The sequence below is a fragment of the Acinetobacter sp. WA-87 genome (assembly GCF_039938935.1).
GTDB lineage: Bacteria > Pseudomonadota > Gammaproteobacteria > Pseudomonadales > Moraxellaceae > Acinetobacter > Acinetobacter seifertii.
In genome coordinates, this window is the sequence record NZ_JBDUVF010000004.1 from 314,190 (window position 1) to 338,305 (window position 24,116).

The 24,116-nt window shown below is 38.9% G+C and carries 25 protein-coding genes and 1 pseudogene; 19 read left to right on the top strand and 7 right to left on the bottom strand.

Annotated elements, in window-relative coordinates; genetic code table 11:
• The first annotated feature begins 2 nt into the window (after positions 1 to 2).
• Genes ABFY81_RS13940 through ABFY81_RS13950 form a run of 3 tightly spaced genes read left to right on the top strand, consistent with a single transcriptional unit; the run spans position 3 to position 4,559 of the window.
• Positions 3 to 821, top strand: a complete 819-nt coding sequence (locus tag ABFY81_RS13940) for a 3'-5' exonuclease (protein WP_019458124.1) — start codon at positions 3 to 5, stop codon at positions 819 to 821.
• A 9-nt stretch (positions 822 to 830) separates the two neighbouring features.
• Positions 831 to 2,222 carry a 23S rRNA (uracil(1939)-C(5))-methyltransferase RlmD gene (gene rlmD, locus ABFY81_RS13945; RefSeq protein WP_347913994.1) on the top strand — a complete coding sequence of 464 codons (1,392 nt, stop codon included), beginning with the start codon at positions 831 to 833 and terminating at the stop codon, positions 2,220 to 2,222.
• 30 nt (positions 2,223 to 2,252) lie between these two features.
• On the top strand, positions 2,253 to 4,559 hold the full coding sequence (locus ABFY81_RS13950; RefSeq protein WP_004698623.1) for a bifunctional (p)ppGpp synthetase/guanosine-3',5'-bis(diphosphate) 3'-pyrophosphohydrolase: 2,307 nt from the start codon (positions 2,253 to 2,255) through the stop codon (positions 4,557 to 4,559).
• Between the two features lie 41 nt (positions 4,560 to 4,600).
• On the opposite strand, the gene ABFY81_RS13955 is transcribed toward ABFY81_RS13950, so the two are convergent.
• The 5 genes from ABFY81_RS13955 to ABFY81_RS13975 all read right to left on the bottom strand — a co-directional run bounded on the left by ABFY81_RS13955 (position 4,601) and on the right by ABFY81_RS13975 (position 9,338).
• A complete protein-coding gene (locus tag ABFY81_RS13955; RefSeq protein WP_347913995.1) occupies positions 4,601 to 5,602 on the bottom strand; it encodes a CsgG/HfaB family protein in 1,002 nt (333 codons plus the stop codon).
• A 74-nt stretch (positions 5,603 to 5,676) separates the two neighbouring features.
• Positions 5,677 to 6,279, bottom strand: a complete 603-nt coding sequence (lpoB, locus tag ABFY81_RS13960; protein WP_039251132.1) for a penicillin-binding protein activator LpoB — start codon at positions 6,277 to 6,279, stop codon at positions 5,677 to 5,679.
• An 85-nt stretch (positions 6,280 to 6,364) separates the two neighbouring features.
• The gene (locus tag ABFY81_RS13965) at positions 6,365 to 6,775 is read right to left on the bottom strand and encodes a DUF1425 domain-containing protein (RefSeq protein ID WP_347913996.1); all 411 of its coding nucleotides are present in this window, start codon (positions 6,773 to 6,775) and stop codon (positions 6,365 to 6,367) included.
• A 19-nt stretch (positions 6,776 to 6,794) separates the two neighbouring features.
• Complete coding sequence (locus ABFY81_RS13970) at positions 6,795 to 8,153, bottom strand: hypothetical protein (RefSeq protein WP_347914015.1); 1,359 nt, start codon at positions 8,151 to 8,153, stop codon at positions 6,795 to 6,797.
• Positions 8,154 to 8,564: 411 nt separating this feature from the next.
• The gene (locus ABFY81_RS13975) at positions 8,565 to 9,338 is read right to left on the bottom strand and encodes an SDR family oxidoreductase (RefSeq protein ID WP_347913997.1); all 774 of its coding nucleotides are present in this window, start codon (positions 9,336 to 9,338) and stop codon (positions 8,565 to 8,567) included.
• 112 nt (positions 9,339 to 9,450) lie between these two features.
• On the opposite strand from ABFY81_RS13975, the gene mazG reads away from it, so the two are divergent.
• The 9 genes from mazG (at position 9,451) to yjgA (ending at position 16,088) form a co-directional block, all read left to right on the top strand.
• The gene (gene mazG / locus ABFY81_RS13980) at positions 9,451 to 10,257 is read left to right on the top strand and encodes a nucleoside triphosphate pyrophosphohydrolase (RefSeq protein ID WP_347913998.1); all 807 of its coding nucleotides are present in this window, start codon (positions 9,451 to 9,453) and stop codon (positions 10,255 to 10,257) included.
• A complete protein-coding gene (locus tag ABFY81_RS13985) occupies positions 10,226 to 10,636 on the top strand; it encodes a ComEA family DNA-binding protein (protein WP_077166044.1) in 411 nt (136 codons plus the stop codon). The genes mazG and ABFY81_RS13985 overlap by 32 nt, the downstream gene beginning before the upstream one ends.
• A gap of 125 nt (positions 10,637 to 10,761) precedes the next feature.
• Positions 10,762 to 12,225 carry a polynucleotide adenylyltransferase PcnB gene (gene pcnB / locus ABFY81_RS13990; RefSeq protein ID WP_068934874.1) on the top strand — a complete coding sequence of 488 codons (1,464 nt, stop codon included), beginning with the start codon at positions 10,762 to 10,764 and terminating at the stop codon, positions 12,223 to 12,225.
• Positions 12,222 to 12,704 carry a 2-amino-4-hydroxy-6-hydroxymethyldihydropteridine diphosphokinase gene (gene folK / locus ABFY81_RS13995; RefSeq protein ID WP_004698604.1) on the top strand — a complete coding sequence of 161 codons (483 nt, stop codon included), beginning with the start codon at positions 12,222 to 12,224 and terminating at the stop codon, positions 12,702 to 12,704. Before pcnB ends, folK begins: the two co-directional genes overlap by 4 nt.
• Positions 12,705 to 12,747: 43 nt before the next feature.
• Positions 12,748 to 13,557 carry a 3-methyl-2-oxobutanoate hydroxymethyltransferase gene (panB, locus tag ABFY81_RS14000; protein ID WP_004698602.1) on the top strand — a complete coding sequence of 270 codons (810 nt, stop codon included), beginning with the start codon at positions 12,748 to 12,750 and terminating at the stop codon, positions 13,555 to 13,557.
• A gap of 3 nt (positions 13,558 to 13,560) precedes the next feature.
• Positions 13,561 to 14,409 (top strand): pantoate--beta-alanine ligase, encoded by an 849-nt coding sequence (gene panC, locus ABFY81_RS14005; protein ID WP_004698600.1) that lies wholly within the window; start codon positions 13,561 to 13,563, stop codon positions 14,407 to 14,409.
• A 22-nt stretch (positions 14,410 to 14,431) separates the two neighbouring features.
• A complete protein-coding gene (gene rapZ / locus ABFY81_RS14010; protein WP_019458134.1) occupies positions 14,432 to 15,283 on the top strand; it encodes an RNase adapter RapZ in 852 nt (283 codons plus the stop codon).
• The gene (locus ABFY81_RS14015; protein WP_019458135.1) at positions 15,280 to 15,549 is read left to right on the top strand and encodes an HPr family phosphocarrier protein; all 270 of its coding nucleotides are present in this window, start codon (positions 15,280 to 15,282) and stop codon (positions 15,547 to 15,549) included. Before rapZ ends, ABFY81_RS14015 begins: the two co-directional genes overlap by 4 nt.
• A 2-nt stretch (positions 15,550 to 15,551) precedes the next feature.
• Entirely contained in the window at positions 15,552 to 16,088 is a 537-nt protein-coding gene (yjgA, locus tag ABFY81_RS14020) for a ribosome biogenesis factor YjgA (protein ID WP_347914000.1), read from the top strand.
• A 56-nt stretch (positions 16,089 to 16,144) separates the two neighbouring features.
• On the opposite strand, the gene ABFY81_RS14025 is transcribed toward yjgA, so the two are convergent.
• Positions 16,145 to 17,773, bottom strand: coding sequence for an acyl-CoA synthetase (locus ABFY81_RS14025; RefSeq protein WP_347914001.1), 1,629 nt, complete (start codon positions 17,771 to 17,773; stop codon positions 16,145 to 16,147).
• A 412-nt stretch (positions 17,774 to 18,185) separates the two neighbouring features.
• Here ABFY81_RS14025 and thrS point away from each other — a divergent pair, with 412 nt between their 5' ends.
• The 4 genes from thrS to ABFY81_RS14045 all read left to right on the top strand — a co-directional run bounded on the left by thrS (position 18,186) and on the right by ABFY81_RS14045 (position 21,971).
• Positions 18,186 to 20,108: a threonine--tRNA ligase gene (gene thrS / locus ABFY81_RS14030; protein WP_019456642.1), complete on the top strand. Its 1,923-nt coding sequence runs from the start codon at positions 18,186 to 18,188 to the stop codon at positions 20,106 to 20,108.
• A gap of 5 nt (positions 20,109 to 20,113) precedes the next feature.
• Positions 20,114 to 20,665 carry a translation initiation factor IF-3 gene (infC, locus tag ABFY81_RS14035; protein ID WP_077162708.1) on the top strand — a complete coding sequence of 184 codons (552 nt, stop codon included), beginning with the start codon at positions 20,114 to 20,116 and terminating at the stop codon, positions 20,663 to 20,665.
• Between the two features lie 205 nt (positions 20,666 to 20,870).
• Positions 20,871 to 21,491, top strand: a complete 621-nt coding sequence (locus tag ABFY81_RS14040; RefSeq protein WP_004698586.1) for a glutathione S-transferase N-terminal domain-containing protein — start codon at positions 20,871 to 20,873, stop codon at positions 21,489 to 21,491.
• 51 nt (positions 21,492 to 21,542) lie between these two features.
• Complete coding sequence (locus tag ABFY81_RS14045) at positions 21,543 to 21,971, top strand: YqaA family protein (protein WP_004698584.1); 429 nt, start codon at positions 21,543 to 21,545, stop codon at positions 21,969 to 21,971.
• A gap of 40 nt (positions 21,972 to 22,011) precedes the next feature.
• Here ABFY81_RS14045 and nreB read toward each other — a convergent pair whose 3' ends face one another.
• Entirely contained in the window at positions 22,012 to 23,262 is a 1,251-nt protein-coding gene (gene nreB / locus ABFY81_RS14050) for a nickel resistance MFS transporter NreB (RefSeq protein WP_134262295.1), read from the bottom strand.
• Positions 23,263 to 23,403: 141 nt separating this feature from the next.
• Here nreB and ABFY81_RS14055 point away from each other — a divergent pair.
• From ABFY81_RS14055 to rplT, 3 genes and pseudogenes are all read left to right on the top strand, one after another.
• Positions 23,404 to 23,499: pseudogene (locus ABFY81_RS14055) on the top strand (hypothetical protein); the annotation flags it as partial.
• An 11-nt stretch (positions 23,500 to 23,510) separates the two neighbouring features.
• On the top strand, positions 23,511 to 23,705 hold the full coding sequence (gene rpmI / locus ABFY81_RS14060) for a 50S ribosomal protein L35 (protein WP_002054552.1): 195 nt from the start codon (positions 23,511 to 23,513) through the stop codon (positions 23,703 to 23,705).
• Positions 23,706 to 23,716: 11 nt separating this feature from the next.
• A complete protein-coding gene (gene rplT, locus ABFY81_RS14065; protein WP_000124858.1) occupies positions 23,717 to 24,076 on the top strand; it encodes a 50S ribosomal protein L20 in 360 nt (119 codons plus the stop codon).
• The last annotated feature ends 40 nt before the right edge of the window (positions 24,077 to 24,116 follow it).

Genomic DNA, 24,116 nt, shown 5'->3' on the forward strand with positions numbered 1-24,116 from the left:
GAATGCGTTTCCCAACTTTGGTTTTTGACATTGAAACTTTAACTGATTTAAAAGCGGGAGCGCATTTATATCATCTTGATTTGCCAGAGGCAGATGTCGAACAGGCACTCACCAAAATCCGCCGTCAAGAATCAGGCATGGATTTTCAGCGTTTACCATTGCATGAAATTGTTTGCATTTCAGGTTTATGGGTTGATGAATCGGGCTTTCGATTATTTTCATTTAGTCGAGAGCACTATTCAGAGGCTGAAATTTTACAGAAATTTTTATCTATTTTTGATAAGCGCCACCCGACTTTAGTAAGTTGGAATGGTTCACAATTTGATTTGCCGGTTATTTTGTTCCGTGCCATGTATCATGGTCTTTCTGCGCCGGGCTTGTTTGATCAAGGTGAGCTTGATAGTCAAAAACGTTTTAATAATTACCAAAACCGTTATCACCATCGTCATATTGATTTAATGGATGTTATGGCAATGTTTAATGGTCGTAATTTCCAAAAGCTTGACGATATCGCCTGCATTTTAGGTTTGCCGGGTAAGCGTGGTGAATCGGGTTATCATGTTCCTGAATATGTTCGTAATCAACAATGGTTAAAATTAACCAGTTATTGTGAAGGTGATGTACTCAATACATGGTTCATTTATTTGCGTTGGCTAGTACTAAAAGGCCAATTAAATGCAGATGAACATAATCATTGGATTAGTTCGAGTATTGAATATTTACAAACTATGCCTCAACAGGCCGATTTTCTTGAAGTGTGGCAACGTACTTCGAAATACACCGAATTTACGTCTCACTATTTTAATCCTTTAGATTTTTAGGTTCATTCTTTGAAACAGCAAGCCAAATCTCGCAAAGCTCAACAACCAGAATATATTTTTCAGGTTGAAACTCTTTCTCATGAGGGGCGAGGAATTGCGCACTATGGTTCTCATCCAGATCATCCGGCAGATAAGCATGGTAAAAAAGTGTTTATTCGTTATGCGTTGCCTGGAGAAATGGTAAAGGCTCAAATCACGCATGAAGCTAAACGTCTTGAAGAAGCTGAAATGATTGAGCTTTTAGCTGAACCTTCACCAAATCGTGTAGAGGCAGTTTGTCCTCATTATCGTATTTGTGGTGGTTGTAGCATGCAGCACATTCATCCAGATGAGCAAATTCGCTTAAAGCAAAATGTACTCCAGTCACATTTACAACACTTTGCGGGTATTCAACCTGAACAATGGTTAGAGCCAATTCGATCTTTACAAAGTGATTATCGTCGTCGAGCGCGTATAGGTGTGCGTTATTTGCCAAAACCGGATCGTTTGATTCTAGGTTTCCGTGAGCATCATAGTAATCGTTTAACTTCTATCCATACTTGTAGTGTTTTGGATAAAAAGTTATCAGATAGTCTGCCAGAATTGCGTAATTTACTCCAAAGTCTAAAGGGCAAAGCACATATTGGTCATATAGAATTAGCAAAAGGTGATAATGAAACGTCTTTATTGGTTCGTCATGTAGAAAAATTAAATAATTCTGATGTCAACCAATTAAGACAATTTGCGTTACACAAAGGCTGGCAATTGTATTTACAACTCAAAGGCCCTGAAAGTCTTCGTCGTATTGATGAAGAGCAAGGTGCTATGCGCTTACATTATGCTTTAAATGCATTTGAGGTAAATTTTGCTTTTTCGCCATTGGATTTTACGCAGGTCAATGCGACAGTAAATGAACAAATGGTACAATTGGCATGTGAATTGCTTCAATTACAAGACGGTGAAAGGGTGCTAGATCTGTTTTGTGGATTAGGTAATTTTTCGCTTCCACTTGCACGATGTGTTGGTGCAAATGGTCAGGTTGTTGGTGTGGAAGCTAGTGAAGAAATGGTGCAGCGAGCAGCAGACAATGCAAAATGCAATAATTTGGTGCAAGCAACCTTCTTTTCACAAGATTTAACAAAAGATTTTTCGCATCATTCTTGGGCAAATCAAGGATTTGATGCATTATTGATTGATCCTCCTCGTGCCGGTGCATATGAAATTATGCAGTATGTACCAAACTTTGGAGCAAAAAGAATCGTTTATGTATCATGTAATCCAGCAACACTAGCAAGGGATGCCGGTGTTTTGGTTCAACATGGGTACCAGTTAAAAAAAGCAGCGGTTATGGACATGTTTACGCATACAGAACATGTTGAATCAATTGCTTTATTTGAAAAAATTCAAGAGATAAACGATTAAAAACATGAGTTACATATCTAGGAGAATGGTATGGTCACAGTACGTGAACAGTTACCTGAACAACTAACTGAGTTGTCAGAGGAAACGACTGTAGAGCATGCCGCCGAAACACAAGTCGGTTTAGCCTCATGGTTGGATCGGGTTCGTGAAATATTAGATGGGGCAGAGCTTAAACAACTCGAAGAGGTTGCGCATTTAACCCTGCAAAAAGAGTTAGATTCAACGGTTAATCATCGTTCCAATACATTTGCTACTGGTGTTGGAATGGCTGATATTCTGGCGCATTTACATGTAGATGAAGATACTTTATCTGCTGCGATGCTTTATCGTAGTGTTCGTGAGGACATTACTGATATAGAAGAAGTGAGGCGCAAATTTGGTGAGCAAGTCTATAACCTTGTCAAAGGCACTTTGGCAATGGGTAAGCTTTCAGAGCTCATTGAAAAAAATAAACGATTAGAAGACCATTTTAATAATAACCAGCGGGAACATTTAAGCGGCATTTATAAAATGCTGATTTCTGTGACGGAAGATGTTCGTGTTGTTTTAATTAAGTTAGCCGAGCGTACTTATTCTTTACGAGAGCTTGCAAACTCATCACGTGAGCGTCAAGAGCGTGTCGCACGTGAAATTCTAACTATTTATTCTCCATTAGCGCACCGTTTAGGTATCGCACAGCTTAAGTGGGAACTCGAAGATTTAGCTTTCCGCTATTTGGCACCAGACCGTTATAAAGAGATTGCTTCTTTACTCAATGAAAAGCGTTTAGAACGTGAACATTATATTCAGTTCGTGATTGATCGCTTAAAGAATGAATTGGCGTCTTACGGTATTGAAGCTGAAATTACAGGTCGAGCAAAGCACATTTATTCGATTTATCGAAAAATGAAAAGTAAAAACCTGAGTTTCGATCAGCTTTATGATATTCGTGCCTTACGTGTGTTGGTCAATAGCGTACCCGAGTGTTATCACTCATTAGGTATTGTTCATCAAATTTGGCGTCATATTCCACACCAGTTTGATGACTATATTACCAACCCGAAAGCAAATGGTTATCGCTCATTACATACTGCTGTAATTGCTGAAAATAAATCTTTAGAAGTACAAATTCGTACTCATGAGATGCATGATGAAGCAGAATTAGGCGTGTGTTCGCACTTTAACTATAAAGAAGGCTCAAAGAATACCGACCATTCTTTTAACCATCGTTTACATTCGCTTCGTGCTGTTTTAGAACATTACCAAGAACGTAATGAAACCACAGTACATCAAAATGAAGACGAGACAGAAGGCTTTGATCAGCTTCAAGACTTTGAAGGTTTTGAAAAGATTTATGTTTTCAGTCGTGATGGTGATATTAAAGAATTACCACGTGGTTCAACTGTTTTAGACTTCGCTTATCATGTACATACAGAGGTAGGGAATAAATGTTATGCAGCGCGTGTTAACCAGCGCTACGTGCCATTAACCTATACGCTAAAAACAGGTGAGCAGGTTGAGATTTTAACCAAGAAAGACCGTGAACCAAACCGTGACTGGTTGGTGAACTCTCTAGGTTATATCAAGACATCTCGTGCACGTGACAAGCTACGTCACTGGTTCAGGCAGCAAGATCGTAGCAAGAATCTTGAAGTCGGTCGTGAGTTGCTGAACAAAGAATTGTCTCGATTGGCGATTCACCCGAAGAGTATCGATCTCAACGACTATTCATCACATTTTAATGTGAAAACAGGCGATGATATTTTGGTTAATCTGGTTAGTGGCGATATAAGTCTGCATGCCTTGATTAACCAGATTAATCGCCAAATGCATCTTGATCAGGATGAGCCTGAACTGGTACTTAAGCCAACATTAAACCCGCGTGCCAGCCATACTTTGTCTGCACATGGTATTTTGATTGATGGTTTAGACAACGTAGAGCTACATATTGCTCAGTGTTGCCAGCCAGTCCATGGTGAATCAATTGCGGGATATATCACGTTGAATCGTGGCGTAAGTATTCACAAAGTCTTGTGTTCTGATTATCAGCGCATGATCAAGCAAGAGCCAGAACGTGCTGTTGAAGCTGATTGGGAAATGCAGCCAACTCGTGGTCAAAGTGTTCAAATTGTAGTTGAAGCTTATGATCGTCGTGGTTTGCTCAAAGACTTAACTCAAGTGATTTTCTCTGACCAAATTAATATCCGTCAGGTAAATACAATTTCTGAGGCTGATGGTATTGCCAATATGAAGTTGCTCATTGAGGTGAAAGGTTTGGCTCAGCTTTCACGTTTGTTGGCTCGTTTAGAGCAGCAACCGGGGATTATCAGCGCACGACGCATGATTCAAGGTGTTTAACTAAATTGAGAAGAAGGCCGTCAATTGACGGCATTTTTTATTTACCAATGAATTGGTTTTTCGCTAGAACCAGCGGGAAGATCAGCATCTGATAAAGGAGAAGAATTTACTTGATTATCAAAACTATCCGGATTCTGAGAAAAGTTCGGTCTTAAAGATAAACCACGTAATACATCATTAACCACTTGATCTGCAAAAATTTCTGCACTAGATGGAAGAGTGTCTTGGGTAACTAAATTACCGATATTTGTTTGAAGTGGTTGCTTGATAGAACCAGCTGCTGCAATTTTACCTGTATTTACTTCGATTACACGCCAATTGAGTTTGATCGCATCTCGTTCAGCGGAAACTGCACCGTAGAAAGATTGACCTTGTACAGTACGAGCCTCATTAATTCTACCTACAAGGATATAGTCCGCACCTACTTTTTGGGCTAATCTTGCCATTTCTGCTGGAGCACCATCCCATGCAAGGAATGCATTTTCTGTTGCCATTTCATCAACATAGTCCCGACTCACTAAGCTGAGCTGTTTTGAATTTACCATTTGTGTGCCAATGAGGTCCGCTACTTCTTGCACGAACTCATATGGATTTTCCTCTGAAGCTAAGTTAAATTTTGACTCAACAACTTGAAATGGAAAAACAGCAATTCTACGTAAATGTTGATCAGCTACACTTGATTGATATTTAGCAATATAAGCTCGAACCCGGGCTTTGTAGTTTTTACCTGAACCTGAAACGCTGAGAACTTGAAAGCGATTGATAGCGCCGGATGATTCTGTTTGAACACTAAAAACAGGTGAGCTTTTACCTTGATATGACCAATGCTGATTTGTCATGACCATATTAACTTCTTCGGCCATTCCTACTTGTGGGCTGACTTTGGTTCCATTTACAGATTGGGCTGCGGTGAGTAAAGCTTCTGCAATAGCTTGTTGTTGTGTTGGTCCACTACCAGAAGCTTCTTTCATAACTTCTTGTAAAGCGGCAAAACTTGAGGTTGCAGTTAGACTTAATAGAACTGCACAAAATATTGTTCTCATAAAGGCTCTTTTTATTCATATAGCATGGCAACAGGTAAAAAGTGCCATGCTAGAAAGTAATTAACTAGAAATGCTTATAAGCCGAAAGTTGATTTCTTTGCAGATTTACGAATTTCTTTTTCACTGGTCCACTCCACAATACCAGTTTTTAAATTCAGTAGTTTTAAAGTGAATTTGTAGTAAACATCACTTTTTCCACCTGAATTTTTTACAATGCTAGATAAATTACCATTTAGCATATATTCAGCACCAATCTGTGAACCAGCTTGTACAGCTGTGCGTTTATCTACCATTCCACTACGTTGTTGATAAGCCATTTGATCTGCAACAGCACCTACAGAAGTCATATCTACAAAACGGAATTTGCCAGAATTAATTAAACGGTTTTGAATGGTATCGGTGATAGATTCAGTATCGATATGTTCTTGGGATTTATTCTTGATCTTATCAACGAATAAAACTGGACGACGATTTTTAGTCATATCAATAATTGGTGGGAAAGCCAGCATGTCATCCACCATTTTTGTGGAAATTTGCTGTAAGTCTGTAGAACCAAAATCTTTGGTTAATGTTTCAACAGATTGCGCATCGCCATAACTAACACTTTGTGAAGCACAGCCTGAAAAAAGTGCAGCACTGCTGATGGTCGTAATCAGTAATAGTGATTTAAATTTCATTTAAATATCCTGTTTCTATATTCCAAATAATATTGTGAATTTTATGCAGGGAAACTAAGGATAAAAGTTTAATTTCCCATGGGGGTTAGTCTTTTTTCATATAAATCAAAACATCAACTGCACCAGGATTAGGAGCAACCGATTGGACTGTTTTAACTTCGCGACCTTGTAATGAAATAGGTTTCCAAATAGCACCTTCTGGATTGATCTCCGTTCCTTCTGCATCAAACCATACAATTTTGTATTGGAAACTTTGCGCATAGAACCAACCATTCTTTAGGGCAAGAGATGCTCGTTTAATATCACCTAGAGTCGTCATGTTGACTCGACTAACACCAATACGCGTAGCTAAAATAGGATTATTAGTTTGGGTACGTACCGCACTATTACCTGTAGTAGGGTCAGTTTTTGTTTGCAGAGCATTAGGAGCTGTACAACCTGTAAAAAGTACAGATGTAATTGTGAATAGACTCAAACAAATTATGGTCTTTTTCATTTTGAGAATCCTTTAATAATTAATGAGTAATTGAAAAACTATCTGTTAAAATTTCTTGATTTGCATCAATGCCATGAATAAAGACGGTTTGATTTGGTTTAACATCAATGCTGATTTCTTGAACCGTATAAGCATTTCTAAGCTGGATAGTATGTGTACCTGCGGGTAATGTGATGCGAGCAAATTGAGCATTACCTGGTAATGTATTCCACGCACGTACATCGGCTTTTTCTGAAGCAGTGTTGTAAATATTTCCAGCAATTTGACCGATAGCGCCGAGACGATTTCCGAGTTCTTTTTGAACCATATATTTTGCTGTCGTGCGTGTAATCTGCGTAGCCATATTGGCTGCTACGTTTTCTTTTAGCGTTTTTACTGCTAAAGCACCTATATCTGTTAATGTCGATGTATTCGTCACAGATCTACCATTTACTAGAACCTGAAGACTTGCTGGGCTGCTATAAGTAGAGGGGTTGTAACTAGCAAAAGAAATATTGACCAAACCATCTGGAGTTGGGAGAGCAAGAGTATTCGAGATTTTTTGCGGTACTAAACCCTGTTCTAGAAAAATAACAACGGGATACTGTCCAGATTTTTTATTAGAAGCTGAATCTAAACGTTTAACATCATTTTTAATAAATTCATTGGGTTGTAATTCATAAGCTTTTTTGAAATCGACGAGAGCATCATTTTCTTCTCCCAAAGCTTCCCAAAGTGTCGCAGCCATATAAAAGGCGTAAGCATTTTGATAGGTGTTTTTAACTTTCCCAGCAATTGTATCTAATCCAGCGAAAGCTTCATCTAGACTCTCGGAAGTATCTGTTCCAGCTTTCTGTTTAGCTTTTTCTGTTTCTTTAGTATGGGCAAGTTCAATTTCTCGTTGAATACGTTGAGCAATACGCATTTCAACTCCTGCACTCTCGGTATTATTCAGTGCTATAAAATTAATTGCCTGATAGACATGTGCTAGTACTTGTTCATACTCTGGAATTTTATAAGGAATCACACTGTCATTGCTCACAATTGAAAGAGCTTTGAATCCAAGTTCAGAGGCACTTATTTTCGCTTTATTATTGCGCTGTTCTAATAAGACAAATGCAGCTTCAAAAGATTTTTCACTTTCTTCATATTGATGGTTTGTCTGTTGTAATCGGGCTTTTTCAAGTAAGTAAAGTGCAGCATCACTTCCTTTCGCTTTTTTATCTAAGAATTTGAGCGTTTCTTCTGTAATTGGTTGTGTGACATTTGCACGAAAATTCTGTGCGGTTTGGTTGTAGTCATCAAAAAAGCCAGCGTGTGTGATTGAAGCAAGGGGAGTGAGTAAAAAAATATTAAGAAGTGTTTTATGGAGTTTAAAATGTCCTTTTTGGGGAATAATTTTCACAAAAAACACCTATAAGTTTACAAAAATAAACGCAATATAATTTTATAAACTAACCATTTCAATCATTTTTTTTATTATTAAATCTTTATTTTTTTAATAAAATTATTTATAAAGTCTTATGGAATATAGCTTTGAGTTCTATTTTAAAAATATTTTTTAATGATTTATTTGTTTGTAAAACAAACTAATTAAAATAATTTTATGTAAATCAAAGAAAATGAAAGTATATTTTTTATGCATCATAATTTTAAATAATTTCATAAAGTAGAATAGGTGTTAAATTAATGAAATTATTACTTTTAATTAGTCTACTTTTTAAACATTGGAAGGTTTTTCTAATTAATACAATTTATCTAAATAAATAATCTATAAAAAAGGCCATCAATTGACGGCCTTTTTTATAAGCTACTTTCTCGATAAATAAATATTAGTTAACCGATTTAAAAACTGTGGGCTTATTGTTGAGAGTTGATAAAGCAATTTGGTTTTTATACCAACTGGAGTGTGCGTAGGTGTCCAGAAATGAGCTTTTTTCTCGACAAGTGAAAGCACCTGTTGAGCAATATCGTTGGGTGTTAAATCGACTCCCATGTTTTGAATACTGCCAGCATCCATATTATTGACCATCGCAGTTTGTACAAATAACGGCATCACATCTAAAACACGAATACCATATTTTTTCCATTCCACATCTAAACCTTCGGTAATTCCTCTAACTGCAAATTTACTGGCCGAATAAGAAATGAGATCAGCTTGTCCGTAAATTGCAGAAGCTGATGAGAGGTTGATGACTCGTGCAAAAGAAGCTTGTTTTAAATAGGACAGTGCAGCATGGCAACCGTTAATTACACCGTTTACATTAATATTGATTGTTCTTTGGTGTGAATTGATATCGATGTGTTCAAAGGCCCCAGAATATAAAATTCCTGCGTTATTCACCAAAATATTAAGCTCGCCAGCCCAGTCGGTAAATTCTTTTAATATAAGTTGCCACTGGCTGTAATCACTAACATCTAAATAGCCAGCGCATGCATTGGGACCTAACTCTGTTGCTAAGCTTTGAGCAAGTGATTCGTTAATATCATAAATGCCTACTTTATATCCTTGTTTATAAAATACTCGTGCAATTTCTGCTCCAATACCTTGAGCTGCGCCACTAATCAGAATGCTATGTTTCATCTTTTTTTCTCTTTATCGTTACAATATGACGAATGATTTGCCGCTTTAATTTTGATCCTAGCAAATTAGAATTGTAAATTTACTGACCGACTTTTTAAACTTGAGGGTTACCATGGATAAATTGCTTAAAATTATGCAAGAGCTACGTGAAAAATGTCCGTGGGATCAAAAACAAACCCCAATGTCACTAACTAAATATGCGATTGAAGAAGCATATGAAGTCGAAGCTGCCATTCGTCAGGGCGATATTGATGAGATTCGAAATGAGTTGGGTGATTTGCTACTACAAGTTGTATTTCAATCACAAATGTTTAGTGAGCAAGGGGCGTTCAATTTTCAAGATGTAGTTAAGGCAATTAGTGAAAAATTAATAAGACGTCATCCACATGTGTTTCAAGCTGATCAATTTAATAACTTAACACCCGAACAAGTCAGTGAGCTATGGAAACAAATTAAACAACAAGAAAAGCAAGGCAAGCCGCAATCAAGATTAGATGAAATTAAACATGGTCCTGCACTGTCTCAAGCACAGGAAATTCAAAAAAATGTTGCAAAAGTCGGTTTTGATTTCGAAACAGTAGAAGATGCTTATGCAAAACTAGAAGAAGAACTCGGTGAGTTCAAAGAGGCGCTCAAAAGTCAAAATATTGATGAAATTCAAGACGAATTTGGAGATTGTCTGTTTTCATTAGTCAATGTAGGACGTAAACTTAACATTTCAAGTGAAACTTCACTTTTATCAACCATACATAAATTTAGAAGTCGTTTTGCTTTTATTGAAGAGCAAGCCATAAAACAGCAAAGAACATTAGAAGACATGACTTTGTCCGAGATGGATGAATTGTGGAACCAAGCAAAACGACAATTACATTCAGGGGAAAAACGACATGCGATACAGCATGAGAATTTGGAAAAATAATTGTTTTATTTTAATGATGTTGTGCTTAGGCGTAATTTCACCTTCGGTTTTTGCTCAATCTTTTGATCAAAACTTTCAGGAATGGAAGGCTAAACAGCAGATGTACGACCAAAAGTTAAAGGTCTCTAAGCCTTCTCATTCATATGGTTCTAAAAATTCTTATACTAAGAGTTCTAATGACTCTACAGGGCAAATTCACTTGAATCAGGCCACTGTAAATGAGTTTCAGCAGTTAAAAGGCGTAGGTGAGAAAAAGGCGCAAGCGATTGTAGAATATAGACAGAAGAACGGAAGTTTTAAAAATATTGACGAAATTAAAAACGTCAAAGGAATCGGCCCCGCTATTTTTGAAAAAAATAAATCGCGTTTAGCCTTATAAAAGTTCTGTTCGTCAATTATCATTTCCTGCGCAATCTAAAGAGAATCAAATTGCCCTTTGTGTGTGTTAGAGCTATGATTAGCGACAACTTGTTATTTACGTCCTGACGTAGGAGACAGCGTCTTTTGCAAACCTTGCGAGCGTCAAAATGTGGTTTGTCCACAGCCCAACTTCCTTCTTCGATTTTAGATGTGATCGATAGTCTGAACAAAGCAGGCTATGAGGCTTATATTGTTGGGGGTGGTGTCCGTGATTTAATGCTAGGACTCAATCCTAAAGATTTCGATGCAGTCACCAATGCAACACCTTCTCAAATTAAAGAAGTTTTTGGTCGTCGATGCCGAATTATTGGTCGTCGATTTGAATTGGCACATGTCTATTCAGGGCGTGAGCTAATCGAAGTTGCGACTTTCCGTGCCCCTCCTAAAAAAGCAGTCACCAATGCTTCCGGCATGATTTTGCGTGACAATAACTGGGGAACAATAGAGCAGGACTTTGCTCGACGCGATTTTTCTATCAATACGCTTTACTACCAACCACGTAAGGGTATTGTGCTCGATTTTTGTAAAGCAATTGATGATGTCAAAAATAAGACTTTACGTTTATTGGGTGATCCTGCACAACGTTTTGAAGAAGATCCGGTGCGTATGCTACGGACATTACGTTTTGCAGCGAAGCTAAATTTCAAGATTGACTCAAATATTCTCGATATTTTTGATGTTGAGATGACACAATTGCTGCGTGATGTTTCTCCGCACCGTTTATACGATGAGTCTCAGAAGCTTTTCACAATGGGTCATTTGGCACGTGTATTACCAATGCTAATTGAATTTGGCGTGTGGAAGCAGCTTTTTGCTGATATTCGTCCAGATCTGACGCCATTTATTCAACGCGCTGCAAAAAATACAGATCAACGTATTCAAATTGGTAAAACCATTAACCCAGCATTTTTCTATGCGGTTTTATTGTGGCAGCCATTTTTAGAACGCTGTGATTTTTATTTAACAAAAGGTGTGGTTCCAGCAGAAGCTCGTGCGCAGGCCGGTTTAGATGTTTTAAAACGTCAAGCCACACGTACAGTCATTCCTCGTTTTGCTGAAACTTTTATTCGTGAAGTTTGGGAAATGCAAACCCGATTGCTTAATCCAAAGCCACAGCAAATTGAAGCATTGGCAAGCCATGCGCGTTTCCGTGCAGGTTTTGACTTCTTATTACTTCGTGAAAAGTCAGGTGATGACACAACGCAAGGAATGGGGAGTTGGTGGGATGCTTACCAAGAAATGTCAAATGACGAAAAAGAAGCTGCGATTAGCCAATATAATCGTCAAAAAGCGAAAAGTCGTCGTAAGGTTGCTGCTGAACCGATTGAAAGCAATAGAGTTGATGTAGAAATTGAGCCATTGGTAGACGTTCCAGAACCTCGAAGCCGTCGTGGTAAGAAAGAACGCTCACGACAAGAGCAGTCTGTTGATCGCTTTATGGAAAAATCTTCTGCATCACAAGCTAACATGACGAGTGATCACCCCATTTTAAAGCGCAAGCGGGTACAACGTGATTTGAGCCAAGTTATTTTTGGGCCTACACAATGACAGTAACCACGTATATTGGCTTAGGAAGTAACCTAGGTGACTCACGCCAGATTTTGTCTGAAGCAATAGCTAAGCTTAAATCTATTGGTGAAGTGAAGGTCTCCAAACTGTATCAAAGCCCACCCATGGGTCCTCAAGATCAACCTAACTATCTAAATGCAGTCGCTCAGCTAAAAACCGAGTTACTTCCGCTTGACTTACTTGACCAGCTCCAGCGCTTTGAACAGGAAGCTGGGCGTGTGAGACTACGTCATTGGGGTGAGCGAACTTTAGATCTTGATCTACTGATTTATGGCAATGAAAAAATACAAAATGAGCGCTTAACTGTGCCGCACGTAGGAATACTGCAAAGAGATTTTGTTGTGATTCCTTTATTAGATTTAGATGCTGATTTACATATTAATGATCAGCCACTTAAAAATTTAGAACTCTTACAGCAGCCGACGCTGACTGTACTTGCTGATGAGTCTTGGGCTTAAGCCTGACTTATACGTTCTGCAAACTCCTGTAGAGGATACCATCATGATTAGTCTTAGTGACTTAAGAAAATTTAAAGCCGAAGGACGTAAGTTCTCTTGTCTAACTTGTTACGATGCAAGTATGGCAAAAGCAATGGAACTTGCTGAAATTGATACTATCTTAATTGGTGATTCTCTTGGAATGGCAATTCAAGGTCGTGATTCAACGTTACCTGTAACTGTTGAAGACATGGCTTATCATACGGCGGCGGTGCGCCGTGGTAACCAGCATGCATTGATTATGACTGATTTACCATTTATGAGTTATGCCACTTTAAACGATGCTTTGCAGAATGCGAAAACAGTTATGCAAGCTGGTGCCCAGATGATCAAAATCGAAGGCGGTGCATGGCTAAGTGAAACGGTACAAGTGTTAACGCGTAATGGTGTACCTGTATGCGTTCATTTAGGTTTAACACCTCAATCTGTGCATGTATTTGGTGGTTATAAGTTACAAGCTAGAACACGTGAAGCTGCGGATCAACTGATTGCTGACTGTACGGCTGTTGTTGAAGCTGGAGCGGCGGTACTATTGCTTGAATGCGTTCCAGCACAACTAGGCCAAGAAATTGCTGAGCTGTTCCCAAATACTCCAGTGATTGGTATTGGGGCAGGTAATGCGACTGACGGTCAGGTATTGGTTGTACAAGACATGTTAGGTTTGACGTTTGGCAAGGTTGCACGTTTTGTGCGTAACTTCATGAAAGAACAGTCTGGTGAAACAGCTATTTTAGATGCTTTTAAATCTTTTCATGCTGCTGTACAAGATCAGTCGTTCCCTGCCAAAGAACATACTTTCAATGTTGAGCTGTAATTCATGAAAACAGAAACCACTATACAAGGCTTAGCTGCTTCTTTAAATCCTGCTAGAGCTGCACGTAAAATCATTGGTTTTGTCCCAACTATGGGAAATCTACATGAAGGCCATCTCACACTTGTTCGTGAAGCGAAGAAGTTATGTGATGTTGTGGTTGTAAGTATCTTTGTGAATCCGACCCAATTTGGTCCGGGTGAAGATTTTGACAACTATCCACGTACTTTGGAGCAAGATAGCCGTCTACTTGCAGATGTTGGCTGTGACATCGTTTTCGCACCTTCAGTCGAGCAAATGTATGGTACACAGCCTCGTTTAACTAACATTAGTGTTAGTCAAATTACGGATGACTTGTGTGGTAGTTCACGTCCAGGACATTTTGACGGTGTAGCGCTGGTTGTCACAAAACTCTTTAATATTGTGCAGCCAAACTATGCTTTCTTTGGTCAAAAAGATTATCAACAGTTAGCTGTAATTCGCCAGTTTGTTCAAGACTTAAACATTCCGTTAGAAGTTATTGGTGTGCCTATTGTTCGTGCGGCAGATGGTCTGGCATTGAGTTCGCGTAATGGTTATTTGACACCTGAACAGCGTCAAACGGCACCAGTCATCTATCAAGGTCTAAAGCAAGCTGAAGAACAATTACATCAGGGTAAGGATTTGCAACAAGTCTTGGCAGATTTAAAAACGTTGTTGACAGACAATGGTTTTGTTGTGGATTATGTGGAAGCTCGTCAGTCAAATCTGTTACCTGTTACTCAATTTGATCGTAATATTGTGTTGTTTGTTGCGGCTAAGTTGGGTGGGACACGTTTAATTGATAATTTACAAGTTGCCTTTACATCTCAATAATACATAAAAGGACAGCCATGCCATGAAGCGTATACTTATCGTGACAGGACAGTCTGGTTCAGGAAAATCTTCAGCTCTTCAAGTGTTGGAAGATTTGGGCTATTACTGTATTGATAATTTACCTTTGGCATTGCTGCCTGAAATTGTGGCAAAGCTAGATCATGAAAATAATCTTGAACAACTCGCTTTAGGTGTAGATGTCCGAAGTACACGGGCAGATATGCAGGAGTTCGATCATGTTTTTGAGCAACTACAAAAGCATGGTACGGTTGATGTGATTTACCTGACGACACAAGATCAAGATTTAATTGCTCGATTTAGTGCTTCACGTCGCCCGCATCCGTTGGCGAACCGTTTCAAAAGCCTTTTACAGTGTATTCATGAAGAAAAGCAGTTGCTGATTCCAATTCAGTTCCGTGCCACTGTTCATATTGATACCACAGATAAAAGTGTTCATGATTTAAAACATATCTTGCTGTCAAAATTAGGGCAGTCGGATAACCTGATTGTTATATTGCAGTCATTTGGTTATAAACATGGCATTCCTTTAGATGCTGACTATGTTTTTGACGTACGGCATTTACCAAATCCACATTGGGATTTAGAATTACGCCGTTTTTCTGGTTTAGATGAGCCAGTAAGACAGTTTTTAGAAGCAAGTCCGCAAGCAAATGAAATGTTTGAGGACATACACCACTTCTTAAAAAAATGGTTGCCTGCATTTGCTGAAGGGCATCGTCACTATATGACGATTTCAATAGGTTGCACAGGCGGCCAGCATCGTTCAGTTTATATGGTAGATAGACTAAAACAAGCACTTGAGGCAGAATGGACTGTTCAGGTCTTACACAGAGAAATGAAGCACTGGTCATGATAGACACAACTGTTGATGTAATTAATAAACTCGGTTTACATGCACGTGCATCAGGAAAACTGATAGAGGTCACTACGAAGTTTCGTTCGTCAATTCAGATTGGTAAGGGCGATCATTTGGTAGATGCAAAGAATATTATGTCGTTACTGATGTTAGGTGCAGGTAAAGGGACCACTTTACGTTTGGTCATTGATGGCGCTGACGAAGAACAGGCATTAAACGAAGTACAGGCGTTATTCGCCGCAAAATTTTATGAGGCAGATTAATCGTGGCACGTCGTCCCCAGCGTTATACTGAAGAAGATTTTGATTCTTTAGAAGGACGTGCAAGTAAAACCGAACAGAAAAAAGCAGTTCAACGTATGGCTGCTTTAGGTGAGCAGTTAGCACAACTTTCTATCAAACAAATTCAAAAACTTCCAGTTGATGAGCGTTTAATTGATGCTCTTTTAGAAGTCCAGAATATTAGTTCGTTTGAAGCGCGCCGTCGCCAGTTTCAGCGTGTTGGTAAACTCTTGCGTAATGAAGATGAGACAGTCATTTTGTCTTATTTGACACCTCAACAAGGTGCGAAAAAGCAAGCTCAACTTATGCGTTGGGTAGATCGTATGATTGAACAGGGTGATCCTGCAATCAATGAGTTTAGCAAAATTTATAATGCATCAGAGCGTCATACTTTGCGTCAACATGTGTTAAGAATTAACCGTGATAAAACTCAGCAAGTTGCAGAAGCAGATCTTGAAGTATCTAAAAAGAAGTTTATTAACTACGTGCAACAAATTGCTTTATTGTCAGATCAAGGCTAATATCTTTCAAATAAAAAAAGCGACGTTCAATACGTCGCTTTTTTATTTGAAAATATTTAAACGCGCTCCTTTGCCCATTCACGCAAGATAAATTTTTGTAATTTGCCTGTTGATGTCTTTGGAATTTCGGTAATGACCACATCCTTAGGAACTTTAAAGCGAGCAAGCTCTTTTTGGCAGTGTGCAATAATTTCTTCAGGAGTTGCTGTAGCACCTGTTTTTAATTCAATAAATGCACATGGTACTTCTTGCCAACGTTCATCGGGTTTTGCCACAACAGCAGCTGTTAAAACTGCAGGATGCTTATATAAAACGTCTTCTACCTCTAAAGATGAAATATTCTCTCCACCGGAAATAATAATATCTTTGGAACGATCCGTAATTTTTGCATAACCATCTGGATGACAAACTGCTAAATCTCCAGTGTGGAACCAACCACCTGCAAATGCCTCTTCAGTTGCTTTTGGATTTTTTAAATATCCCTTCATCACAATATTGCCACGGAACATAATTTCTCCCATGGTTTCACCGTCATTTGGTACAGGTTGCATCGTTTCAGGGTCTAGCACTCGCATACTGTCCTGAAGCGGGTAAGGCACACCCTGACGTGAATGTAGTTGTGCTTGTTCTGTAATAGAAAGATCGCTCCATCCTGCTTGAGAGGCACAAAGCGCGGATGGTCCATAAGTTTCAGTTAAACCATAAACGTGGTTTACATTAATTCCAATATTTCGCATACCTTCAATCACGGCGACAGGAGGTGCTGCTCCCGCAACCATAACTTCTACATGATGTTCTAAGTTCGGCTGTTTTTCTTTAGGTAGGTTAATAATCATGGACAGCACAATTGGAGCACCGCAGAAATAATCCACCTTATGTCTTGCAATAAGTTGCATAGCCAGTTCAGGGTCAACTTTGCGTAAGCAAATATTGGTTCCACCACTGGCTGCAATACTCCATGCAAAGCACCAGCCATTACAATGGAAGAGAGGAAGCGTCCATAAATAAACGGCTCGAGGTTTCATGCCACAGGCTAGAATATTGCTCGCTGCATTTAAGTAAGCCCCACGGTGGTGATAAACCACCCCCTTAGGGTTGCCTGTTGTCCCAGAGGTGTAATTTAAGCTAATCGCATCCCACTCATCTTGCGGCAAATGCCATTCGAAATTAGCATCACCTTGAGCAATCCATTCTTCATATTCAAACGAACCAAGAAATTGATTTTCACCCTCATATTCTTCATCAGCCACATCAATCACAATAATACGTTGGTTAGGAATCAGTGAGAGAGCTTCTCTGGCTAAATTAACAAACTCTGGGTCAACTAAAAGTACTTTAGTTTCAGCATGCTCTAGCATAAAGGCGATGGTTTTAGCATCTAAACGAGTATTTAATGTATTAAGAACAGCTCCAGCCATAGGTACAGCAAAATGCGCTTCGATCATTGCGGGTATATTGGGCAATAATACAGAAACAGTATCATTTTTAGTAATACCTAATTGTTTAAGCTGAGAGGCAAATTGCCGACAACGCTGATAAGTTTCTTTCCACGAAATATAGCGATTGCCATGAATAATCGAAGCCTGTTCCGGATATATATAAGCTGCCCGTTCTAAATACCGCAAAGGGGATAACGCAACAAAGTTTGCTTGTGTACGTGGTAATTCATCGTATGCACTAACCATGTGAAACAACTCCATGTTCTATTTTTTAATTCATTCTTTGAAAATATGACTTAATATTAATCAAAGCATTAATGCTTTAGTCTTAAGCAGAAATACCCCTCAGTCAGAAAATGAGCACAAATGCTATTTCCATCATGTTAAATCAGTTCTGATGAATAATTATCCTATTTATGTATTTCTTAAAATTTATGAGAAACACTTACGAAAGTCACTTATTGCTGTTTACCGTATAACCAACATCTATTTATGATTTTATGAGCACAAAGGTTTTCACTTGGCGTGAACAAGTGTAAAATCTTTCTGGTTTTTAATTTTGATTTACACCGTTTTTATATTTTGGGGTTCGCCTCGATCATAATCTCGCGGTGAAATGCTCCTTCGTATAGGGCATCACTCCTTAAGGATTTTTTTTATGCCAATTATCACATTGCCAAATGGCGATCAAAAAAGTTTTGATCACCCTGTATCTGTTATGGAAGTCGCTCAAAGTATTGGGCCTGGTTTAGCAAAAAACACCGTTGCTGGACGAGTAAATGATCGCCTAGTTGATGCATGTGACTTAATTACCGAAGACTCGACCTTACAAATTATCACTCCAAAAGATGAAGAAGGTCTTGAGATCATTCGCCATTCTTGTGCACACCTTGTAGGGCATGCTGTAAAGCAGCTTTTCCCTGAAGCTAAAATGGTGATTGGTCCAGTCATCGAAGAAGGTTTTTATTACGATATCTGGATGCCACGTCCTTTCACATTAGATGACATGGCAGCGATCGAAGAGCGTATGAAAAAGCTCATCGACCAAGATTACGATGTTGTTAAAAAAATGACACCACGTGATGAAGTCATTGCTGAATTTACTGCACGCGGTGAAGAATATAAATTACGCTTGATTGCAGACATGCCTGAAGAAACACAAATGGGCTTGTACTACCATCAAGATTATTTAGATATGTGTCGTGGTCCGCACGTACCAAATACTAAATTTTTAAAATCATTCAAACTTACAAAAATCTCTGGCGCTTACTGGCGTGGTGATGCGAAGAATGAACAGCTTCAACGTATTTATGGTACTGCTTGGGCTGATAAAAAACAGTTAGCAGCTTATATCAAGCGTATTGAAGAAGCTGAAAAGCGTGACCACCGTAAAATTGGTAAAGCGTTAGACTTGTTCCATATGCAAGAAGAAGCACCGGGTATGGTGTTCTGGCATGCAAACGGTTGGACTATTTATCAAGTACTAGAGCAGTACATGCGTAAAGTTCAGCAAGACAATGGTTACCAAGAAATTAAAACTCCACAAATCGTAGACTTTACGCTTTGGGAGAAATCTGGCCATGCAGCAAACTATGCAGAAAACATGTTTACGACTCATTCAGAAAGTCGTAACTATGCTGTAAAACCAATGAACTGTCCTTGTCACGTTCAAGTGTTCAACCAAGGATTAAAATCTTACCGTGATTTACCAATTCGTTTAGCTGAGTTTGGTTCTTGTCACCGTAATGAACCATCTGGTTCTTTACACGGTATTATGCGTGTTCGTGGCTTTACCCAAGATGATGCACATATCTTCTGTACTAAAGAACAGATCGGAAAAGAGGTTGCAGACTTTATTAAACTCACTTTAGATGTTTATAAAGACTTTGGCTTTGAAGAAGTTCAAATGAAGTTGTCTACTCGTCCGGAAAAGCGTGTAGGTGATGATGCACTTTGGGATTTAGCTGAAAAATCTTTAGCAGATGCTTTAGATGAAGCTGGTCTTAAATGGGAGTTGCAGCCGGGTGAAGGCGCATTCTATGGTCCAAAGATTGAGTTCTCTTTAAAAGACTGTCTTGGTCGTGTATGGCAATGTGGTACCATTCAGTGTGACTTCAACTTGCCAGTTCGTTTAGACGCTTCTTATGTAACTGAAGAAAACGAACGTGATCAGCCTGTAATGTTGCACCGTGCAATTCTTGGTAGTTTTGAGCGTTTTATTGGTATACTAATTGAACACTACGCTGGTTTTATGCCGCCTTGGTTATCACCTGTACAAGCATGTGTCATGAACATTACCGATGCTCAAGCTGAAGCAAGTGAGCAAGTTGTGGCAAAACTCAAGGAAAATGGCCTTCGCGCTATTTCTGACTTGAGAAATGAAAAAATCGGATTTAAGATTCGTGAGCGTACTCTAGAGCGCATTCCTTACCTGTTAGTTCTTGGTGATCGAGAAGTTGAAGAAGGTACAGTGAATGTACGTACTCGCTCAGGAAAAAATTTAGGTACTATGTCAGTGGATGCTTTCATTGACTTAGTGAAATCTGCCGTCGCCGAACGTGGCCGGTATATTGTGGAGTAAGAAAGATTAAACAGCCTGACCGTAACCAACAACAAGGTGCAAAGAGTAACCGTCCAGCAATTAACGATGAGATCCGTGCAAAAGAAGTACGCCTCGTCGCTGCTGATGGTGAGCAAAAAGGAATTGTTTCATTAAATGAAGCACTGCGTGCTGCTGAGGATGCAGATCTTGACCTTGTTGAGATTGTCGCAAACGCTGAGCCGCCTGTTTGTAAAATCATGGATTACAACAAGCACTTGTTTGACCTGAAACAGAAGCAAAAAGATGCCAAGAAAAAACAGCATCAAGTGCAAGTGAAGGAAATCAAACTACGCCCAGCAACTGATGTAGGTGATTATCAAGTTAAGCTTCGTGCTATTTTGAAGTTCCTTGAAGAAGGCAACAAAGTCAAAATCACCTTACGTTTCCGTGGTCGTGAAATGGCTCACCAACAACTTGGTTTAGCTCAATTACAAAAAATTGAAGCAGATGTAGCTGAGTTTGGGGTTGTAGAGCAAGCTCCGAAAATGGAAGGTCGACAAATGGGTATGTTACTTGGACCTAAAAAGAAAAAGTAATACTCAAAAAAAGCACTGCAAAAGCAGTGCTTTTTTTTGCTTGTCATTTTGTGGTTTAGTTCCTTTAAAGTGCGATTTAATAACTTTTTGAACCAAAGTTATTCTCAAATTTTATGTGTTTTTTGGTGTTGGAAATATTATTGTATTACCCAAAACATGATATAACGCAAGACGCAGTCATGATAACGATGAATAGGAAAATAGAATGATTGATCTATATTATTGGGGCACACCCAATGGACATAAAATCACAATTGCCTTAGAAGAAATGGGACTGGATTACACTCTTTATCCAATTAATATTTTAGAAAATGATCAATTTCAACCCGACTTCCTAAGAATCTCTCCAAATAATAAAATTCCTGCAATTGTTGATCAGGATGGTCCACGTGGTGAGCCAATTTCAGTATTTGAATCAGGCGCAATCTTACAATATTTAGGTCGAAAAACTGGCTTGTTCTATCCAACTGACGAGCAAGAGCGAGTTGAAGTAGAACAATGGCTCATGTGGCAAATGGGTGGTTTAGGCCCGATGTTAGGACAAAATCATCATTTTAACCGTTTTGCACCAGAGAAAATTCCTTACGCCATAGAACGTTATTTGAATGAAACTAAACGCCTATATAGTGTATTAAACAAACAGCTTATAGGGCAAAAGTTTGTTGCAGGCGAATACTCAATTGCGGATATGGCAATTTTACCTTGGATTTTGCGCTATGAATGGCAGGGTATTCAATTAGAGGACTACCCATATGTACAAGAATACATTGTTCGCTTGACAGCACGTCCTGCGGTACAAAAAGCATTATCAATTAAAGTCATCTAATTTTAGTTGATAGGTAATAAATAAAGTGAAAGGTAGTTTGGTTTAATTAGAATGCTAAGTTACTTTTTACTTTTTTTGAGTGCTTTTGGGGCTGCTACATTATTACCGCTACAATCAGAAGCTGTACTCGCTGCTTTATTATTAAAAAATCAACATTCCGCTTTTCTTCTCATTTCGATTGCTACTTTCGGAAATGTACTTGGTTCATGTGTGAACTGGTGGTTAGGTTTAAAAATAGAACAGTTTAAACATAAAAAATGGTTCCCAGTTTCTGAAAAACGTTTAGAACAAGCTCAACGTTTTTATCATAAGTATGGCTTTTATTCGCTGCTTTTAAGTTGGACACCTGTGATTGGTGACCCTATTACTTTGGTTGCTGGCTTATTCAAAGAAAATTTTTGGCGCTTTTTATTTATGGTTCTTATTGCTAAGGCTGGGCGTTATATTTTCATTTATTGGGTAATTACAGACTTTATTTAAAGTAAAAGCATCCGAAGATGCTTTTATTAAAAGGATTTAATTAGTCTTCTGAGCTTTTGGTAATGTCGACTTTAAATAGGTCGTTGGTTTTTAACCAACAGAACGTGACCACTGCAAGTGTCATACAACCACCAAAAATAGTCGCGGCAATCGTTCCCAAATATTTAGCTGCTAGGCCTGATTCAAATGCACCCAATTCATTACTAGATGAAACGAACATTCCATTTACAGCCGCAACGCGACCACGCATATTTTCTGGCGGGAAAATTTGCAAAATGGTCTGTCTAACAACAACTGAAATACTGTCACAAGCACCTGTCATCGCCAGTGCAAATAGGGATAACCACATATTGTTTGAGAAAGCGAAAAGAATCGTAAATATACCAAACCCAGCAACTGCGAGTAGCATGTTACGCCATGCGTGTTGAGTTGGAGGAAAACGAGTCAAAGCAATCATGGTAATGAGTGCACCAATAGATGGTGCTGCACGCAGATAACCTAAGCCTTCTGGTCCCACTTTTAAAATATCTTCTGCAAAGATAGGCAGTAGGGCAATCACACCTCCAAATAAAACAGAGGCAAGGTCTAGAGAAATAGCCCAGAGAACTATTTTGGTTTTCCATATAAAGCGGAAACCATCACCTAAGCTTTCTAATACATTGGTAGTTTCAATTTTAGGAAAGCTTCGTTTTTGTAATAAATTAATGAGAATAAAACAGATGCTGAGTAGGGCTGCAACACTAAAAAGACTGGTTTCTCTACCTAAGTAAGCAAGCATAAACCCACCTAGCATAGGCCCAATAATCACGCCACTTTGCCAACCAATCGTTGTCCATGTTGCGCCATTGGCATAAAGCTCGCGTGGAATTAAGAATGGTTTCAATGATGTGGCAGAGGGATTGTAAAACCCACGTATGGTACCTAAGCCAAAAATCACTGCATAAATACCCCAAGAAAGGAAATTTACACTGATATGACCTAAACCATGCAAATGAAACAGCAGCCACAAAACTAAAGGTAGAGGCACTGAGAAAAATAAACAGATTTTCATAATGACCTGTTTATTAAATTTATCAGCAAAATAGCCACCCCAAAGCGATAGGGCAATAAATGGAATGGCTTCTGCTAATCCAATTAAGCCTAAAGTTAGAGGGTCTTTGGTAATTTGATAAAGTGAATAAGCAACAATAATTTCTTGAATCAAAATTGCTAACGTTAAGCAAAATTGATTAATGGTAACAATAGAGAAATCTCTATAGCGCAGTGCAGCGAATGCATCATGTTTCTGCATTTGAAATATCGTATGTTGATAATTTGAACATATTATAGAGTGAAATAAGCCACGATGCTGAATTTATTAGCAATGACTACCTTCTAAAAAATGATATGAATTTTTTAGTTTGTTAAGTTGGTAATCCAAAAAAATGCTAAGAGTAGTTTTAATTTTAGTCAGCATGCTATAAAATACGCGCTTCCTTACCTGCAGGTCGATTTTGCAATGGTGCGATCGCGCCGAACAGGTGCCTAAAAGAGGTTACTATGGCTAAGTTAAAAACTCGCCGTGGTGCAGCTAAACGCTTCAAAGCGACTGCAAACGGTTTTAAGCGTAAACAAGCGTTCAAGCGCCACATCTTGACCAAAAAATCTGCTAAACGTATCCGTCAATTACGCGGCTGTGTAATGGTTCATGTTTCTGACATGAATTCAGTTCGTCGTATGTGCCCATACATCTAAGGAGATTATAAATGGCTCGTGTAAAACGTGGTGTAGTGGCTCATCGTCGTCACAAAAAAATTCTTGCTCGCGCTAAAGGTTACTATGGTGCTCGTTCACGCGTTTACCGCGTAGCGTTCCAAGCGGTAATCAAAGCTGGTCAATACGCTTACCGTGACCGCCGTCAAAAGAAACGTCAATTCCGTGCTCTATGGATTGCGCGTATCAATGCTGGTGCTCGTCAAAACGGTTTGTCTTACAGCCGTATGATCGATGGCTTGAAAAAAGCTCAAGTGATCATCGACCGTCGCGTATTAGCTGACATCGCTATGCATGATGCAGTAGCATTTGCTGCTTTAGCTGAAAAAGCTAAAGGCGCATTAGCTGCATAAGCTTAGAGATTCAAAGAAAGACCGCTTTTTAGCGGTCTTT